Source organism: Thalassobacillus hwangdonensis (genome assembly GCF_042675915.1).
Classification (GTDB): Bacteria; Bacillota; Bacilli; order Bacillales; family Halobacillaceae; genus Thalassobacillus_A; species Thalassobacillus_A hwangdonensis.
This window is the reverse complement of the sequence record NZ_JBHTKL010000001.1, coordinates 1380916-1398399: the sequence shown is the minus strand read 5'-3', so window position 1 is coordinate 1398399 and position 17484 is coordinate 1380916. Positions and strand designations below refer to the sequence as shown.

Genomic DNA, 17484 nt, shown 5'->3' with positions numbered 1-17484 from the left:
GGAGTGGTAATGTGAAAGTAACTTATCATGGACATTCTGTAGTGAAAGTGGAAGCGAATGGAAAAACGATTTTGTTTGACCCATTCATATCCGGGAATGGTAACACGGATTTGAATGCAGATGAGGTTAAAGCAGATGTCATCCTGCTCACACATGGTCATAATGATCATGTCGGAGATACGGAAGCAATTGCGAAACGATGTGATGCATTGGTTGTAGCACCTTTTGAACTTGCCTCGTATCTAGGTAATAAAGGAATTAATACACATCCGATGTATATCGGCGGTTCACGTGAATTTGATTTCGGAAAAGTGAAATTCACACAAGCGTTTCATGGTTCTTCTTATGAAGAAGAAGACGGAACGATCGTCTATACTGGTATGCCTACCGGGATCTTACTGACGATTGATGGTAAAACACTGTTTCATGCAGGCGACACCGGACTATTCTCCGATATGAAGATGATTGGAGAAATGAACGAAATCGATCTCGCATTACTGCCGATTGGAGATAACTTTACGATGGGCCCTGAAGATGCTTTGGTCGCTGCAGAGTGGCTGAAGGCAAAAACAGTCGTACCAATCCATTATGATACATTCGATCTGATCGCTCAGGATGGTAGAGCATTTGCCGAAAAAGTGAAACCTGGAAATGGGAAAGCACTGGAAGTCGGCGAATCCCTGCAACTCTGAGTAGAACATAAGAAACTGTGTTGTCCCAAGTGGCAACACAGTTTTTTTTAGGAATTCTGACCATTTTAAATAGTTGATTTTAAGGACCTCATGTCTATAGTCAAGATACATCATGCAAGGCAGTGATGGTTTACCAAATACACAGGGGTGGCTGGGAAACTGCGAGACTCCCGTGGGAGAAGGGCCTAGGCGAGACCCCACAGGGAGTAAGACGACCGAGGAGGCTCGCCAGCTCCCCCACAGGAAAGCGAGTAGTTTCCCAGCCGCCCTTCCCACTGTTTCGGCTACGTTCCCTAAGTATAGACCACTGTATAAATACGCACCGAAGTTTAACGAATGAAAGCAAGCAGTTTAATAGGGGGGAAGTATTCTGGAAAAAATTGCACCTGATCTGTATCATATGTATAATAACAATAAGTTACATAATTACTAGTACAGTTAGAAGGATTGGTGAGACACATGGCGACAAAACATGAACAGATTCTACAATTTATTGAAACATTAACCGTGGGAAGCAAAATTTCGGTTCGCCAAATCGCTAAAGAACTGAATGTAAGTGAAGGAACTGCATACCGAGCCATCAAAGAAGCCGAAAATCAGAGCCTTGTCAGTACGATTGAGCGTGTGGGCACCATCCGGATTGAAAAAAAGAGAAAAGAAAATATTGAACGACTTACATTTGCTGAAATTATAAATATTGTGGACGGGCAAGTGCTGGGAGGACGGGAAGGTCTCTATAAGACCTTGAACAAGTTCGTCATCGGGGCAATGAAATTGGAAGCGATGATGCGCTATACAGAAGCGGGTTCGCTTTTGATCGTCGGGAACCGCACGAACGCCCATGAGCTGGCGATAAAAGAGGGAGCGGCTGTGCTAATCACTGGTGGATTTGATACAGATGAACATGTCAAAAGGCTTGCGGATGAAAAGAAGTTGCCGATCATTTCTACCAGTTATGACACATTCACCGTTGCAACAATGATCAACCGTGCTATCTATGACCAACTGATCAAAAAAGAGATCGTGTTAGTCGATGACATCTATACCCCGTTCGATCAGTCTCATTTCCTGAAAGTCGGGGAAACGGTGGCTGACTGGTATCGATTGAACAGCAAGACCCTCCACAGCAGGTATCCGGTTGTCGATGAAACGAACCGGGTGGTAGGGATGGTTACTTCTAAGGATGTCATCGGCAGGGATGAATCTTTGCCGATTGATAAAGTGATGACCAAGCATCCGATGACTGTCCAAACAAAAACTTCCCTCGCAAATGCAGCCCATATGATGGTATGGGAAGGCATCGAAGTCATGCCTGTGATCGATCCCAATCATAAGCTTCAAGGGCTGATTTCCAGACAGGATGTTCTGAAAGCACTTCAACACCTTCAACGGCAGCCTCAAGTGGGCGAAACCATTGACGACCTTGTCAGTAAGCAGATGGTAGAAGATACGTCGGAGCAGAATGAGGTCATTTTCCGGACAGCAGTCACGCCACAAATGACCAATCAGCTTGGCACTCTTTCCTATGGTGTGTTTGCTTCATTGATAACAGAATCGAGCAGCAGGCTGTTGCGTAAATATAAAAAAGGAGATTTGGTCGTAGAAAATCTCTCCGTATATTTCATCAAGCCAGTCCAGTTAGAGAGCGAAGTTGAAGTACGGCCGAAGATTCTTGAGGTAGGACGGAAATTCGCTAAAGTCGACGTTGAACTTTACCATGAAAAATCATTGGTAGGTAAAGCATTGCTGATGGCACAATTGATTGATCGGTAATCGACTGTGATAGATGTACGAAGATAGCCCCGAACAAATGAACCTGTTCGGGGCTATCATAATTTATTGATAAAGTTAGTTTATGATGTGCTATCATTCAATTCCAGTCGTGCTTACTGTATTCATTCTGATAATGACGAAGACGTTTCCAGCCTGAATACATTTGGAAGATTCCTATCAGAATAAAGATGATTGCAACGAATAATGAAAGCTGTGTCTCATAAAAAAGATACTGGTTGATTCCGAAGAAAAAAATGAAGCTTCCCAGCAGAATCCTGGCCTTGCTGTTATGTAAATGTTGAATCAGCGGCTCAGAGGTGCGGATAATCGCAACTTTATAGTAGATGTATAATACAAGAGAAATTAATATAAGTGCTGCAAAAATGAACATGTTCGATCGACTCCTGTCCTATATTGATTGACCATTTTCCATTGTAGCTTGTTTTTATCCATTCCGCTACCTATCAGATTGATTCTATGATTAAATAGATAGTAGATGAGCTTACGAGAGGTGTGAAGGCTATGTGTAAACGAGAAATAGCGAAAAAAATCGAAGCATATGATACGATCATCATACATCGTCACGTCCGTCCTGATCCAGATGCATTAGGTTCGCAGGCGGGGCTTGCTGAAATCATAAAAGCAACTTTTCCTGACAAAGAGGTGCGCATGGTAGGGGATGCAGATCCATCTCTTGAATTCCTGACTGTGATGGATGAAGTGGATGATGCTACATATAAGGAAGCGCTTGTCATTGTGTGCGACACGGCAAACAAGGCAAGGGTCGATGATCAGCGTTATAAGCAGGGGAAAGAGCTTATTAAAATCGATCATCATCCGAATGTAGATGAATATGGGGATATCCAATGGGTGGATACAGATTCCAGTTCCACATGTGAGATGATTTATGAGTTTTATCTCTCAATGAAAGATAACGGATATAAATTGACAGAAGCTGCTGCACGACTGATTTATGCAGGGATTGTGGGAGACACGGGGAGATTCCTATACCCAAGTACTACTGCACGGACGTTGGAATTTGCAGCCGATCTTGTTCAATATCCATTCAATCGACCTGAGTTATACGACGGTATGTACAACACACAGTTGAACGTAGCTCGCCTGAAAGGCTACATCCTGCAGAATTTTACTGTTTCTGCCTCTGGTTCCTGTACGGTGAAACTGACAAAAGAAATCATGGAACAGTACGATGTAACCGTGTTGGAAACCAGTCAGTTGGTAAGTATGCTTGGGGATATAGAAGGAATCCTCGCATGGGCATTTTTCGTCGAGGAGGACGATCTAATTCGAGTGCGGATGCGTTCGAAGGGTCCTGTAGTTAACAGCATCGCGGCGCTGCACGATGGTGGCGGTCATCCGATGGCGGCAGGTGCATCAGCTAAGAGCTGGGAAGAAACAGAACAAATCGCAGAAGAATTGGAAAAGGCTTGTTTAGAATTCAGATGAAAATGAAAAAGCACCTAAAAAAATAAATGGTCCGTTCCCGCATTCGTGAATCGCTTGAAATGGATCCTGCAGTGGGGACAGACCTTTTTTTAGCCGAAGCTATCTGTTATACGTGCTGGTCGATTGGAATAAACCAACAGCCTGCTTCGGTCTGGTCAAGGTACACATCAAGTTCGTGTTTGGCGACTTCCCTTTTCATGAGTCGGATGAGTTCATCTGTTTCAGCGTAAGCGGTATGGCCATTCATAAGTTGACCAACTTTCTCTTCCAACATTCGATGACGGTCCATAATCAACATGCTACTCACCCCTTTATAAAAGTATTTTTCTTATTTCTATTTTATTACAAAATGCACGATTCTACTATAATCATTCAGAATATTTAATATATTTGTCACAATTTAATTCTAAGATGAATTGCCTTGTTTAATATTGACTTTTATGACCAGCACCTGAGAGATCGTCAGTTCTGTTACATCCACTTGATACGTAAGGTCGGAGACTTTATATCGTTTGTTTTCAATCGTCTTGATCAATAAATTGCTGTTATTCGAAACCTCCTCGACCCCTTTCCCGATCGTGTCCTGGATCTCTGCTTTAATCAGTCCTTCGAGCTGATGACGTGTCAGACGATCGATCGATAAATTCCGGGAGCTCGAAAAGATGACATCCATTTCCTGGATGATGTAATGGTCTTTTTCTTTTTCGTGCGTTTCCAATAAATTGTTGTAGGTGGATTCCAATTCGGATAGTTCCCCGCGCAAAGTGATATTTTCTTCCACCCAATGCTCCAGCAGGTTTCCGCTGATATAGATGAAAAGGGCATATGCTACGAAAGCTCCTGCAAGCATTCCTGCAAAAAAGCGTTGCCAGCTGCCTTTCTTATAATATGGAGGAATATGCATTATGTGATTTCCTCTTGCAATGTCCACTGCAAAAATAATAAAGCTCCCTTTACCCCGCCCATTGCAGAAACGATGATCATTACCTGTTTGAATATATCAAAAGTAGATCCATCCAGAATTCCCTTTTCAAAGTTGGCAATTGCATCGAATGTTCCTCCAATAGCCGCAACGATTGCCCAGATGCGCAACCCCTTCGAAATGCGTACCATTGAGGTAATCGGCGGCTCTCCAGTCAATAAACTGCCAAGGCTTCCGATGAATGCTCCTCCGATAATGACTCCAAAAGCAATAAAAAAACAATGGATCATCGAAACGATCAATCGTTCTTCCATGGAATGCCCTCCTTATCCACACCCGATCCTGGTTACAGGTATCATTAATATCTATGTAAGAAATGGACAAGGTATGCGGATAGGTTTCTTCCGGAAGGCGGTATCCGCTATAATGAGAACAGAGAGAAGGTGAGTGGCATGGCTTTTACACATTTACAGGTGCGAAGCGGATTCAGTTTTATGAAAAGTACCATAACAATCAATAAGTTAGTCGAAGAAGCGAAGGAAAAAGGCTTCGAGTCAGTAGCATTGACTGATGAAGGCGTCATGCACGGCTCACTTCGTTTTTATTTAGAATGTAAACAGCGGGGACTGAAGCCGATCCTTGGCATGATCCTCCAGGTGCAGTGGAGCGATCACACTTTCCCGGTTACCTTACTTGCGAAAAATCATAATGGATTCAAACACTTGCTGAAAATAAGTTCTTTGTATCAACAGGACACCTCCAAACCGTTTGAGTGGGGGGAAATGGAAGCATACATAAATGATTTAGTAACAATCATCCCCGCGATCGGTTCACCGCTCCAACATCTACTGGAGTCAGAGGATTACAAAGCAGCGAATGAATTATGGCGCAATCTGAACATGTCCAATGACACATATATCGGTATCCATCACCATGGGAATGAAAAAGAAAGGGTTGCACTTAAGGCAATCAAACCTTTTGCGGAAACCTATCACGTACCAGTGACGGCAATACAGGATGTACGGTATTTGGATGAGAAGGATGACTTGGCATTCGAATGCCTGCTTGCAATGAAGGATGGAAGAAGATGGTCACCAGAACCTGAGCTAAGCCAATGGAAGAACCATCATTTAGCCTCCCCAGCAGAAATGGAAGATCTTTTCGGAGAGATATGGCCAGATGCACTGGAATCTGCAGTGCAGATCGCTTCCCGATGCAACGTGGACATTCCAATCGAGGACCAGAGAATTCCAAAATATCCGTGCCCGGACAACAAAGGATCAGAATCATACCTTAGAGAACTTTGTGTCCAAGGGATGAAAAACAAATACCCTGATAACCATCGACAAGCAAAAGAGCGATTGGAATATGAACTGAAGGTCATCACCAAAATGCAGTTCAGTGATTATTTTCTGATTGTCTGGGACTTTATCAGCTATGCGAAGAACCAGGGGATCATGGTAGGTCCTGGTCGTGGGTCTGCAGCAGGATCAATTGTCGCCTATCTATTAGGTATCACCGATGTCGACCCATTGAAGTATGACCTTCTGTTCGAGCGTTTTCTCAATCCTGAACGGGTATCGATGCCTGATATCGATATCGACTTTTCCGACCACAGGAGAGACGAAGTCATTCGTTATGTCAATGAAATGTACGGAGCAGACAGGGTAGCTCAAATCGTCACATTTGGTACATTCGCTGCGCGGAGTTTACTCCGTGAATTGTTCAAGACGATCGGGATCGACCAGGAAGATATCGCATTCATTATGAAGGAATTCCCGAAAACGGGAGGACGGTCAATTGTAGAGACTGTTAAAACGTCTGAGGAGCTTGCTATGTACATCCGTCAATCGCCGAAATTGAAGCGGCTTTTTGCGATTGCTGCTAAGCTCGAAGGGTTGCCTAGGCATGCCTCGACCCATGCTGCAGGCGTGATTATCAGTGACAGACCATTAATCGATGATGTGGCAACCATGCCGGGACATGATGAGGTGCGTTTAACCCAGTATCCAATGGGTGACCTTGAAGCTATCGGCTTGTTAAAGATGGATTTTCTCGGATTGAGGAACCTTTCACTGATTGAACGTATCGAAGCGAGCATTCAAAAACAAGGGCAATCGTCTTTCCTGGTTGAGTCCATTCCGGAAAATGATGAGGAGGCGTACCGGCTCTTACGTGATGGAAGAACAAATGGTGTTTTCCAGCTGGAATCACAGGGGATGAAGAGTGTACTCAAACGTCTCAAGCCTAACAGGTTCGAGGATATTGTGGCAGTTAACGCGCTTTATCGCCCAGGTCCGATGGAATATATTCAAACATTCATCAATAGGAAACATGGAAAAGAAAGCGTCAAGTATCCCCATGCCGATGTGGCGCCGATACTGGAAAAGACATTTGGCGTACTAGTCTATCAGGAACAGATCATGCAGGTTGCAAGTAAAATCGCCGGATTTTCACTTGGACAAGCAGATTTACTGCGGCGGGCAGTGAGCAAGAAGAAAAAAGGGTTAATCGAAGAACAGCGCAAATCATTTTTACAAGGAAGCAGGGGAAACGGTTATCCAGACCATGTAGCTGAAGAACTCTATGACTGGATCGTTCGCTTTTCCAACTATGGATTCAACCGCAGCCATGCGGTAGCGTATAGTATGATTTCTTATCAGCTTGCGTACTTGAAGGCGCATTTTCCCGCACAGTTTCTTGCGGAATTGATGAACAGTACGATGGGAAGTCAGGAAAAACTCTCGATGTATGTACAGGAAGCAAAAGAAAATGGGATCACCGTTTTACCGCCATCGATCAATGCGAGCCTGGCGGTTTCAAAAGCGAAGAAAGGTCACATCAGACTTGGCCTTCTTCCAATTAAAGGAGTAGGTTACCAGGCGATCCAGTCCATACTTGAAGCAAGAAAGAATGGACCTTTCAAAAACCTGTACGATTTTTGCCTGCGTGTTCCGATGAAAACAGTGAACCGCTCTGTCATGGAATCTCTGATTCTCGCAGGTGCGTTTGATGATACCAATCCGAATAGAGCAAGCTTGCTTGCAAGCATCGATCAGGCTATCGAACAGGGTGAATTGTTCAGAGAATTTGATGACCAGCCATCTTTTTTCCAGAATGAAGTCCAATTGGATGTAAGCTATATTGAAACAGAGCCTTTCCCACAGTTGAAGCAGTTGGCCTTGGAAAAAGAAGTGTTGGGGATTTATCTGTCCAGTCATCCGCTGGAGACGTACCGAGCGAGTTTGAGGGAAAATGGATTCATCGCATTTCCCCAGCTTGAAATGACTAAGCAACGGAATCGTCTGAAAGCTTGTGCAGTCGTCGATCATATCAAACAAATCAGAACGAAGCGCGGTGATCCGATGGCATTCATGAGTGTCAGTGATGAACACGGAGAAATGGAAACCGTCATTTTTCCTGAGCTGTATCGCGATGTACGGAGCTGGCTAAGTGAAGGTATGCTGATTAGCTTTGAAGGAAAAGTGGAAGAACGCAACGGCCAATTACAATGGCTATTGGCTTCGATGGAACCGTTTGATGAAAAAAAGCTGGACAAAAACGTGTCCCAGAAGCTATTCATTCGGATCACAGAACAGGAAGAATATGATGCATTGCAAGCAATTCGCCAAATTGCTGCATATTTTCCAGGGAATACCCCGGTCATCGTCCATAACTCCCAATCAAAGAAAACGTATCAGCTTTCAAAGGATCATTATGTCCAACCTTCCAGAGACTGCTTGAAAGCATTGACTGATTATTTTGGGAAAGATTCAGTGGCGCTTCGTTCGAATAAAAACCTATAGACAGGGAATAAGTCCAACATACGACCAGCCGTATGTTGGATTTTTTCTTTTAACGAAAGGAGGACAGCCTTTACTTTACACGTTTGACTCATCTGTTATAATTAAGTAGTCTATTACGGTGGTCTGACCACTTGAACAGTTAAATGTAAGCTAAAGGAGCGGGTTATTGGTGTCGAATTTGAGAGATGAGGCATTGCACATTCACCGAGTAAATAAAGGAAAGCTTGAGACGCATTCGAAAGTACCAGTCCGAAATGCTAAAGATCTCAGTTTGGCTTATTCACCTGGAGTAGCCGAACCGTGTAAAGAAATATATGACCATAAAGAATCTGTCTACGATTATACGATGAAGGGAAATATGGTGGCTGTCGTAACAGATGGTTCTGCTGTATTGGGCCTCGGTAATATCGGTCCTGAAGCATCGTTACCTGTAATGGAAGGAAAAGCAGCCTTGTTCAAGAGCTTCGCTGGCGTCGATGCGTTCCCAATCTGTTTAGATACGAATGACATCGATGAGATCGTGCGGACAGTCAAGTTGATGGAACCGACTTTCGGCGGAGTGAACCTGGAAGATATCGCTGCTCCAAACTGTTTCATCATTGAAGAACGATTGAAAAAAGAAACGAATATACCTATTTTCCATGATGATCAGCACGGTACTGCCATCGTTACTGTGGCAGGATTGATGAATGCCTTGAAAATCACCGGCAAGTCCTTCTCCGACATTAAAGTTATTGCTAACGGTGCGGGAGCAGCAGGAATCGCCATCATCAAACTGTTGTATCATTTCGGAGTACGTGACATCATCATGTGTGATTCCAAAGGTGCGATCTTTGAAGGACGCAGCTACGGAATGAACGATGTCAAAGATGAAATCGCTAAGATTACGAATAAAGATAAGCAGGAAGGAAACCTTGAAGAAGTGATGGAAGGTGCGGATGTGTTCATCGGTGTCTCCGTTGGTGGTTTGCTTTCGAAGGAAATGGTTGCACGTATGAACGACGATTCCATCATTTTCGCAATGGCGAATCCTGAACCGGAAATCATGCCGGAAGACGCGAAAGAAGCAGGAGCGAAAGTGATCGGCACAGGCCGCTCCGACTTTCCGAACCAAGTCAACAATGTCCTCGCTTTCCCGGGAATTTTCCGTGGTGCATTGGATGTCAGAGCGACACGCATCAATGAAAAGATGAAAATCGCGGCAGTTGAAGCGATTGCTTCTCTAGTGTCTGATGAAGAATTGAATGAGGATTATGTCATTCCTGCTCCATTCGATTCGCGTGTAGCTCCTGCGGTGGCTGCAGCAGTAGCGAAAGCCGCTATGGACTCCGGAGTTGCGCGTCATCGTGTCGACCCTGAACAGGTTGCTGAAAAGACACGCAAACTGACGTTGATCGATGAAAATTAATACGTGATAGAAGGGGGAACCGGTTTTTCCCTTCTATTTACATATGGTAAGAAGGTAAAGGAGTGTGACCTCGAGCTGTGACCGTTCCTCAGAAGTCAAAAGTATATGAAGAAGTGCTGCAACAGATAAAACACTATATCGAAAAACATAAGCTTCGACCTGGGGATAAATTACCTTCAGAGCGGGATTTGAGTGAACAGCTCAATGTCGGCAGGTCATCAATCCGGGAAGCTTTCCGGGCCCTGGAGCTTTTAGGTCTGATTGAAACACGACGTGGGGAAGGTACGTTCATGCGTTCATACCGTCCCTATCACATGGTGGAATTGCTATCCACATTCATACTTCATGAAGCCCGGACTAAGTGTGAGTTGTATGCTGCAAAAATCATGCTGGAGGTGGAGGTAGTCCAAGTGGCTGCCAAACATATCACTACAGATCAGCTTGCGGTACTGCAGGATATGATTGAAGCATTTGATGAAAGCATTCATTATGATCTATTCCAATATCTTTTCAATATCATCGACAATGATCTGCTGCACAAAATGTGGCAGCTCATCGACGGTTTTGCAAATACGATCCATCAGTTTACATTCGATCAGGCATTCTATGAAAAATTGCTGGAGGCACTTAAAAACGATGAGTGTGAGAATGTAAGGGAATTATATCGATTGAAAGGATGAATTGTCGAACGTAATGTGACATGTTCTGACGATTTTTTTAATAGACTTCCGTTACATTTAATGGATAAAGCATTGTCCCGAAGGAGGAATAGCCTTGCTTAGAGATATATTCACTAAAAAGAAACGATACGCTACGATCCCGAGCCAGGAAGCGAAACAAGATGTGCCAGAAGGCTTGATGCAAAAATGCCCGGGATGTCAGAAGATTTTCTATAGAAAAGAATTGAACAGAAACTTGAATGTATGTCCGCATTGCGGGCATCATCATCAGTTGACTGCATATGAACGCATTGACAGCTTGTTCGATGAAGGAAGCTTCGAGGAATGGGACAAGCAGATGGTCTCGAACAATCCACTCGATTTTCCTGATTATGAAGGGAAATTGGAAAAGGATAGAAAGAAAACGGGTTTGAATGAAGCGGTAGTAACTGGTAAAGGTACCATCAAGGACCTGCCTGTAGCGATCGCGGTCATGGACTCACGCTTCCGTATGGGGAGCATGGGAGCAGTGGTAGGTTCTAAAATAGCGAATGCAATCGAGCAGGCTCGTAAAGAAGGGATACCTTTTCTCATTTTCACTGCTTCAGGTGGGGCGCGGATGCAGGAAGGTGTGCTAAGTCTGATGCAAATGACGAAGACCTCAGTCGCCATCCAGCGTTTTCATGCCGATAAAGGATTGATGATTTCGATTATGACCCATCCTACTACCGGTGGAGTATCTGCAAGCTTTGCGTCACTTGGCGATTTTAATTTTGCAGAACCGGGAGCACTGATTGGATTCGCTGGCCGCCGGATCATTGAGCAGACCATTCGTGAAAAACTGCCCGAAGATTTCCAGACCGCGGAATTCCAACTTAAACATGGACAGCTTGATCGTGTCATCCATCGTCACGAAATGAAAGATATGCTGCACACAATCATAGACATGCACCAAAGGGGGGAATCTTCATGAAACAGCAAGTGATGGAATTCGAGAAGCCTGTAATCGAATTGCGAGGTAAGATCGATGAACTGAAACGGCTTACGAGTGAAAGTGAAATGGATTTGACCAATGAAATCGAGACATTGGAACAACGCCTGGCAAATCTTGAACAAGACGTATATGAGCATTTGAAACCTTGGGATCGTGTGCAGATGGCTCGTCATGCCGACCGACCGACGACCCAGGATTATATCGATGCGCTTTTCACGGATTTCATTGAACTTCATGGAGACCGTCAGTATGGAGATGATGCAGCGATCGTAGGCGGAATCGCAAGGTATAAAGGCACTCCGGTTACAGTGATCGGGCATCAACGCGGGAAAGATACGAAAGAAAATATCAGACGTAATTTTGGGATGCCTCACCCGGAGGGGTACCGAAAAGCATTACGATTGATGTATCAGGCAGATAAATTCGGCAGACCGATCATCTGTTTCATTGATACGAAGGGTGCCTATCCCGGAAGAGCAGCAGAAGAGCGGGGTCAGAGCGAAGCGATCGCCAGGAATTTGAAAGAGATGGCTGGCTTACGTGTTCCGATCATCTGCATTGTTATCGGAGAAGGAGGAAGTGGCGGTGCGCTGGCTCTAGGTGTCGGCGATCGAATACACATGCTTGAGAATTCCACTTACTCTGTCATTTCTCCAGAAGGTGCTGCAGCGCTACTATGGAAGGATTCAGGCCAGGCACAAAGGGCGGCAGAGACGATGAAAATCACCTCTTACGACTTGAAGCAATTGGGCGTAGTTGATGAAGTGATCAAAGAAGTACGTGGAGGTGCACACCGCAATATTCTCGAACAAGCGACCTATATCGATGAGGTGCTTGAAAAAAGCATGGGAGAACTGACATCTCTGCATGAAGAAGAACTCCTTGATGCACGCTGGGAGAAGTATAGTAAAATTGGAGATTACAGCGAGATTCCCCTATAATTGAATTAGAATCTATTGGCAGAAGTCGCACAAACTAAAATGTCGTGCGACTTTTCGCATCTTTAAAGGAAGGTAGCGCTTTCACGGATTTTCACGTCCACTTTCATGTTTGCTATCCGTTTATACATGTCGTATAATTTTGTGGCATTGAATGTAAAAAACGTTGATTATTCCTTTCATACAGTGGAAAGAAGGTTTAATTTCCATGAAGTATGGGGAGGAATTCAAATATAGATAGAACTTTTGAGGTGATGAGGTTGAAGAAAATCGGAGTGTTAACCAGTGGTGGAGATGCACCTGGTATGAATGCGGCCATTCGTGCCGTTGTCAGGAAAGCCATTTATCATGATGTGGAGGTCTATGGAATCAAGTACGGATACCAGGGCTTGATCGATGGAAATATCGAGAAGATGGAAATAGGTTCTGTCGGAGACATCATCCAACGCGGTGGTACGATGTTATATTCTGCAAGATGTGAAGAGTTCAAAACAGAAGAAGGCCAGCAGAAAGGCATCGAGCAGCTGAAGAAACATGGGATCGAAGGCCTGATCGTAATAGGTGGAGACGGTTCATTCATGGGTGCGAAGAAACTGACGGAAAAGGGGTACCCTTGTATCGGTGTACCTGGTACGATCGACAACGATATCCCTGGTACGGATTTCACCATCGGTTTCGATTCTGCATTGAACACTGTAATTGATGCAATCGATAAAATCAGAGACACTGCTACTTCTCACGAGCGTACCTACGTTATCGAGGTAATGGGCAGAGATGCAGGAGACCTTGCACTTTGGGCAGGACTTGCAGATGGTGCTGAAAGTATTCTTATCCCTGAGAAAGAAGATGAATTCAGTGACGTCATCGATCGCTTGAAGCGAGGACATGATCGTGGAAAGAAACATAGTATCATCATTGTGGCAGAAGGAGTCGGAAGCGGCTTTGACTTTGGTCAGCGTATCAAGGAAGCTACAGACTTGGAAACACGTGTCACTGTTCTAGGCCACACCCAACGTGGTGGATCTCCTTCAGGAGCAGACAGAGTGCTCGCAAGCCGCCTGGGTGCAAAAGCTGTCGATTTGCTTCTGCATGGAAAAGCAGGTCGTATGGTAGGAATTCAGAATAATAAATTGGTGGATCACGATATTATCGAAGCGTTGAGTAAGAAGCACTCCGTTGATATGGAGATGTATCAGCTTTCAAAAGAACTTTCAATTTAATTTTTCGATGGTTAGGAAACAAGGAGGAAATAATATGATAAGAAAGACCAAAATCGTCTCTACGATCGGACCAGCTTCCGAATCGGTAGAAACGTTGTCAGAACTAATTGAAGCAGGTTTGAATGTCGCTCGTTTGAACTTTTCCCATGGCGATTTCGACGAGCATGGCCAGCGTATTGTAAACATCCGTAAAGCAGCTGAAAATACAGGTCGTACAGTTGGAATCCTGCTTGATACGAAAGGTCCGGAAATACGTACTGGTGAAATGAAGGATGGAGAAATCGAACTTGAAAAAGGAGATACGATCCACGTCAGTATGGAGCAAGTGGAAGGTACGAAAGAGCGGTTCTCTGTCACTTACCCAGGCTTGATCGATGATGTGCATGAAGGGTCCAAAATCCTACTGGATGATGGTCTGATTGAACTTCAAGTCGAGGAAGTACTCAAAGATCGCCAGGAATTGAAAACGACCATCCTGAACTCAGGCATACTTAAAAATAAAAAAGGTGTCAATGTTCCGAATGTAAGTGTCAAACTTCCAGGGATCACTGACAAAGATGCTGCAGATATCGAATTCGGTATCGAACAAGGGGTCGACTTCATCGCGGCTTCCTTTGTACGTCGTGCATCCGATGTGTTGGAAATCCGTGAATTGCTGGAAAAGCATGATGCGAATCACATCCAGATCATCCCTAAAATTGAAAACCAGGAAGGCGTCGATAATATCGATGAAATTCTTGCGGTCAGTGATGGCCTGATGGTTGCCCGTGGTGATCTTGGAGTTGAGATTCCTGCAGAAGACGTACCATTGGTGCAGAAGATGCTGATCAAAAAGTGTAACGTTGCAGGAAAACCAGTCATTACAGCAACTCAAATGCTCGACTCTATGCAACGTAATCCACGTCCGACAAGAGCAGAAGCATCAGACGTAGCCAATGCTATCTTTGATGGTACAGATGCAATCATGCTTTCCGGTGAAACTGCAGCAGGTAGCTATCCTGTTGAAGCAGTCCAAACGATGCATAATATTGCCAAGAAGACGGAAACAGGACTTGATTACAAACGTCTGCTTCAAGATCGTTCAAAAATGAGCGACTTGACGATTACCGATGCAATCAGCCAATCCGTGACGCATACGGCCATCAATCTTGATGTAGAAGCAATTCTTGCGCCTACAGAAAGTGGTCATACTGCACGAATGATTTCTAAATACCGTCCACAAGCACCGATCGTTGCTGTTACTTCAAATGAACGTGTACTACGTATGCTTTCACTTGTATGGGGTGTGCACGCAGAATTGGGCTCAAGAGCGTCCACAACTGACGATATGCTCGATATCGCAGTTGACCGAGGTCTTGCATCCGGTCTTGTGAAACGAGGAGACCGTATCATCATTACAGCTGGTGTTCCTGTCGGAGAAAGCGGTACAACCAACCTGCTTAAAGTGCATGTCATCGGAGATGTGCTTACTAAAGGACAAGGAATCGGTAAGAGCAGCGCTTATGGCAGAGCAGTAATTGCTAAAAATGCTGAAGAAGCGATCGAAAAAGTCGAAGAAGGCGACATTCTTGTTACCTATGGTACGGATAAGGATATGATGCCTGCCATTGAAAAAGCAGGTGGTATTGTAACACAGGAAGGCGGACTGACATCTCATGCAGCTGTTGTCGGCCTGAGCCTTGGCATTCCGGTAGTCGTAGGAGTAAATGATGCAACTACCATCATTGAAGACGGTAAAGAGATTACCATTGACAGTTCACGTGGAGACATCTATCTTGGACATGCCAGTGTTCTATAATGTAATGTTTTGAAAGGGTGAAGGCTAATGGCCTCACCCTTTTCTTTTATCTTTAAGTGCGATTGACGTATAATAAAAGACAAACCTCAGTAAAGGAAGGGTCTCCATGTTTCGTTGGCTATTATTACTCATCATCATCGTTCCTGCACTTGAAATCGGCATCCTCGTCTATGCAGGTTCCCTTATCGGACCGTTATGGGTCATTCTATTGATCATTGCCACCGGTGTTGTCGGTGCATGGCTTGCGAAAAAGCAGGGTCTTGAGACCATCTACAGTTTCAGGCAATCCGTCTCGATGGGACAGATGCCCCAGGGAACGCTCCTTGATGGCGCCTGTATCCTTGTAGGAGGAGCAGTATTACTCACCCCAGGATTTATAACCGATGCAATAGGATTTATGTTGTTGATTCCAGCTACAAGGACTCCAATTAAAGCATTGATCAGCAAGTGGGTTCGAAGAATGATGGAAAATGGCAATATAACCATTTATCGCCCATGATGAGTTTTATACTATAAGTTGTGATAGTAAAATACGAGAAAGCCCCGATTAAATTCGAATGAATTTTTCGGGGCTATTATTATATTCATTATTCCTCCCTATTTCCGATCTGGCTGGAGGATATAGTTCCAGACTTCTTTTGCAACCCCGGTACGGTGAATGGTGTTGAGGATTACAAGAGTGACCGGACCGACGATTAGTCCGAGAAAACCGAGAAGCTGGAAGCCGACGAACAATGCGATCAACGTAGCTAATGGATCCACACCAATATTTGTAGATAACACTTTCGGTTCCATCACTTGTCTTTGAACGACAACGATGATGTAAAGGACAGATAACCCGATGGACAAAAAGTAATTTCCGGTAAAAAACATATAAATGATCCAAGGAACAAAGATGAGTCCGGTACCAAGGTAAGGCATCAAGTCGACTGCGCCAGTGATGATGGCGATGGTAACCGCATAATCGACGCGGAGGACGAGCAGGCCGATCAGAACGATGACAGCGGTAATGGAAATCAGCGTCAATTGAGCTTTTACGAATCCGAACAACGCTTGTTTAAGGCCCTGCAGAATATTCATGGATGAGGTCAGGATGCGTTGAGGTGCGATTGACTTTACTTTGTCTCCAAGCCGGTACCAGTCTTTACTGATAAAAAATGTTCCCAGAAGTGAAAAAACGAGGATGGTTACATAATTAGGCAGCCCTTTTAGCAGGACAGGAATCTTCTGCAGAATCTCCTGAAGTACCAAAGCCCCTTCCTGAGCGATGTTCTCACCGACGTTCTGGACATGGTCCATGATTGTCTGCTGCTGGGATGGCTCCAGATTGCTCAGGATTGACAAAATCCTTTCGTAAAAAGGAACGATCGTGGATGAAATCAACACCTGGATATAATTGACGAGTGATTTGAAATGTTCAGGCACTTCATCTGCAAGGTAGGAAGCACCATTTGCAAGTTCTACGACTAGTAATGTAATGATTCCGGCAATCAAAGCAAGGATAGCCAAAATAGCAAGGAAGACCGCTAACCCGCGAGGCATGTTCACTCTCTCTTCAAGCATGTCAACGACCGGATTGATGAAGAAGGCGATGATCAGTGCGATGATGAATGGATAGGTATATTGGGCGGCGAAATATACAATGAATAACCCTCCAAAAATAGCAGCAGCAACTAAAAGTAATCGCATAGTACGGTAAACCATCGTAAGATCCATAGTTAATGCCTCCTAACTAAGGGAATTTTTCCTGTCATTGTGATATAGTGTAAGACGGATAGGTTAGTTTACATCTATGTGTTCAATTTTG

At 44.4% G+C, this 17484-nt stretch carries 16 protein-coding genes; 11 read left to right on the top strand and 5 right to left on the bottom strand.

From position 1 onward, the window contains the following. Positions 1–11 precede the first annotated feature (11 nt). The gene (locus tag ACFQ2J_RS07420; RefSeq protein WP_386058049.1) at positions 12–692 is read left to right on the top strand and encodes a metal-dependent hydrolase; all 681 of its coding nucleotides are present in this window, start codon (positions 12–14) and stop codon (positions 690–692) included. 459 nt (positions 693–1151) lie between these two features. Then, on the top strand, positions 1152–2465 hold the full coding sequence (locus ACFQ2J_RS07415; protein WP_386058046.1) for a DRTGG domain-containing protein: 1314 nt from the start codon (positions 1152–1154) through the stop codon (positions 2463–2465). A gap of 97 nt (positions 2466–2562) precedes the next feature. Here the strand turns inward: ACFQ2J_RS07415 and ACFQ2J_RS07410 are convergent, their stop codons facing one another. Beyond that, a complete protein-coding gene (locus ACFQ2J_RS07410; protein WP_386058043.1) occupies positions 2563–2856 on the bottom strand; it encodes a YtpI family protein in 294 nt (97 codons plus the stop codon). Positions 2857–2987: 131 nt separating this feature from the next. Here ACFQ2J_RS07410 and ACFQ2J_RS07405 point away from each other — a divergent pair, with 131 nt between their 5' ends. Further along, entirely contained in the window at positions 2988–3932 is a 945-nt protein-coding gene (locus ACFQ2J_RS07405) for a DHH family phosphoesterase (protein ID WP_386058040.1), read from the top strand. 106 nt (positions 3933–4038) lie between these two features. On the opposite strand, the gene ACFQ2J_RS07400 is transcribed toward ACFQ2J_RS07405, so the two are convergent. From ACFQ2J_RS07400 to ACFQ2J_RS07390, 3 genes are all read right to left on the bottom strand, one after another. Further along, positions 4039–4230: a hypothetical protein gene (locus ACFQ2J_RS07400; RefSeq protein ID WP_386058037.1), complete on the bottom strand. Its 192-nt coding sequence runs from the start codon at positions 4228–4230 to the stop codon at positions 4039–4041. A gap of 108 nt (positions 4231–4338) precedes the next feature. Continuing rightward, a complete protein-coding gene (ytrI, locus tag ACFQ2J_RS07395; RefSeq protein ID WP_386058035.1) occupies positions 4339–4836 on the bottom strand; it encodes a sporulation membrane protein YtrI in 498 nt (165 codons plus the stop codon). Then, entirely contained in the window at positions 4836–5168 is a 333-nt protein-coding gene (locus ACFQ2J_RS07390; protein WP_386058033.1) for a YtrH family sporulation protein, read from the bottom strand. The genes ytrI and ACFQ2J_RS07390 overlap by 1 nt, the downstream gene beginning before the upstream one ends. Before the next feature lie 138 nt (positions 5169–5306). On the opposite strand from ACFQ2J_RS07390, the gene dnaE reads away from it, so the two are divergent. The 8 genes from dnaE (at position 5307) to ACFQ2J_RS07350 (ending at position 16176) form a co-directional block, all read left to right on the top strand. After that, the gene (dnaE, locus tag ACFQ2J_RS07385; RefSeq protein WP_386058031.1) at positions 5307–8660 is read left to right on the top strand and encodes a DNA polymerase III subunit alpha; all 3354 of its coding nucleotides are present in this window, start codon (positions 5307–5309) and stop codon (positions 8658–8660) included. 169 nt (positions 8661–8829) lie between these two features. Then, positions 8830–10068, top strand: a complete 1239-nt coding sequence (locus tag ACFQ2J_RS07380; protein WP_386058028.1) for an NAD(P)-dependent malic enzyme — start codon at positions 8830–8832, stop codon at positions 10066–10068. Between the two features lie 77 nt (positions 10069–10145). After that, a complete protein-coding gene (locus ACFQ2J_RS07375; RefSeq protein ID WP_386058025.1) occupies positions 10146–10748 on the top strand; it encodes a FadR/GntR family transcriptional regulator in 603 nt (200 codons plus the stop codon). 94 nt (positions 10749–10842) lie between these two features. Then, positions 10843–11700, top strand: coding sequence for an acetyl-CoA carboxylase, carboxyltransferase subunit beta (gene accD / locus ACFQ2J_RS07370; RefSeq protein ID WP_386058023.1), 858 nt, complete (start codon positions 10843–10845; stop codon positions 11698–11700). Continuing rightward, positions 11697–12662 carry an acetyl-CoA carboxylase carboxyl transferase subunit alpha gene (gene accA / locus ACFQ2J_RS07365; RefSeq protein ID WP_386058020.1) on the top strand — a complete coding sequence of 322 codons (966 nt, stop codon included), beginning with the start codon at positions 11697–11699 and terminating at the stop codon, positions 12660–12662. The genes accD and accA overlap by 4 nt, the downstream gene beginning before the upstream one ends. Before the next feature lie 257 nt (positions 12663–12919). After that, positions 12920–13879 carry a 6-phosphofructokinase gene (gene pfkA, locus ACFQ2J_RS07360; protein ID WP_386058017.1) on the top strand — a complete coding sequence of 320 codons (960 nt, stop codon included), beginning with the start codon at positions 12920–12922 and terminating at the stop codon, positions 13877–13879. A gap of 37 nt (positions 13880–13916) precedes the next feature. After that, on the top strand, positions 13917–15677 hold the full coding sequence (gene pyk / locus ACFQ2J_RS07355) for a pyruvate kinase (RefSeq protein ID WP_386058391.1): 1761 nt from the start codon (positions 13917–13919) through the stop codon (positions 15675–15677). Positions 15678–15783: 106 nt separating this feature from the next. Continuing rightward, entirely contained in the window at positions 15784–16176 is a 393-nt protein-coding gene (locus ACFQ2J_RS07350; RefSeq protein WP_386058015.1) for an FxsA family protein, read from the top strand. Between the two features lie 98 nt (positions 16177–16274). On the opposite strand, the gene ytvI is transcribed toward ACFQ2J_RS07350, so the two are convergent. After that, on the bottom strand, positions 16275–17393 hold the full coding sequence (gene ytvI / locus ACFQ2J_RS07345) for a sporulation integral membrane protein YtvI (protein WP_386058012.1): 1119 nt from the start codon (positions 17391–17393) through the stop codon (positions 16275–16277). Between the last annotated feature and the right edge of the window lie 91 nt (positions 17394–17484).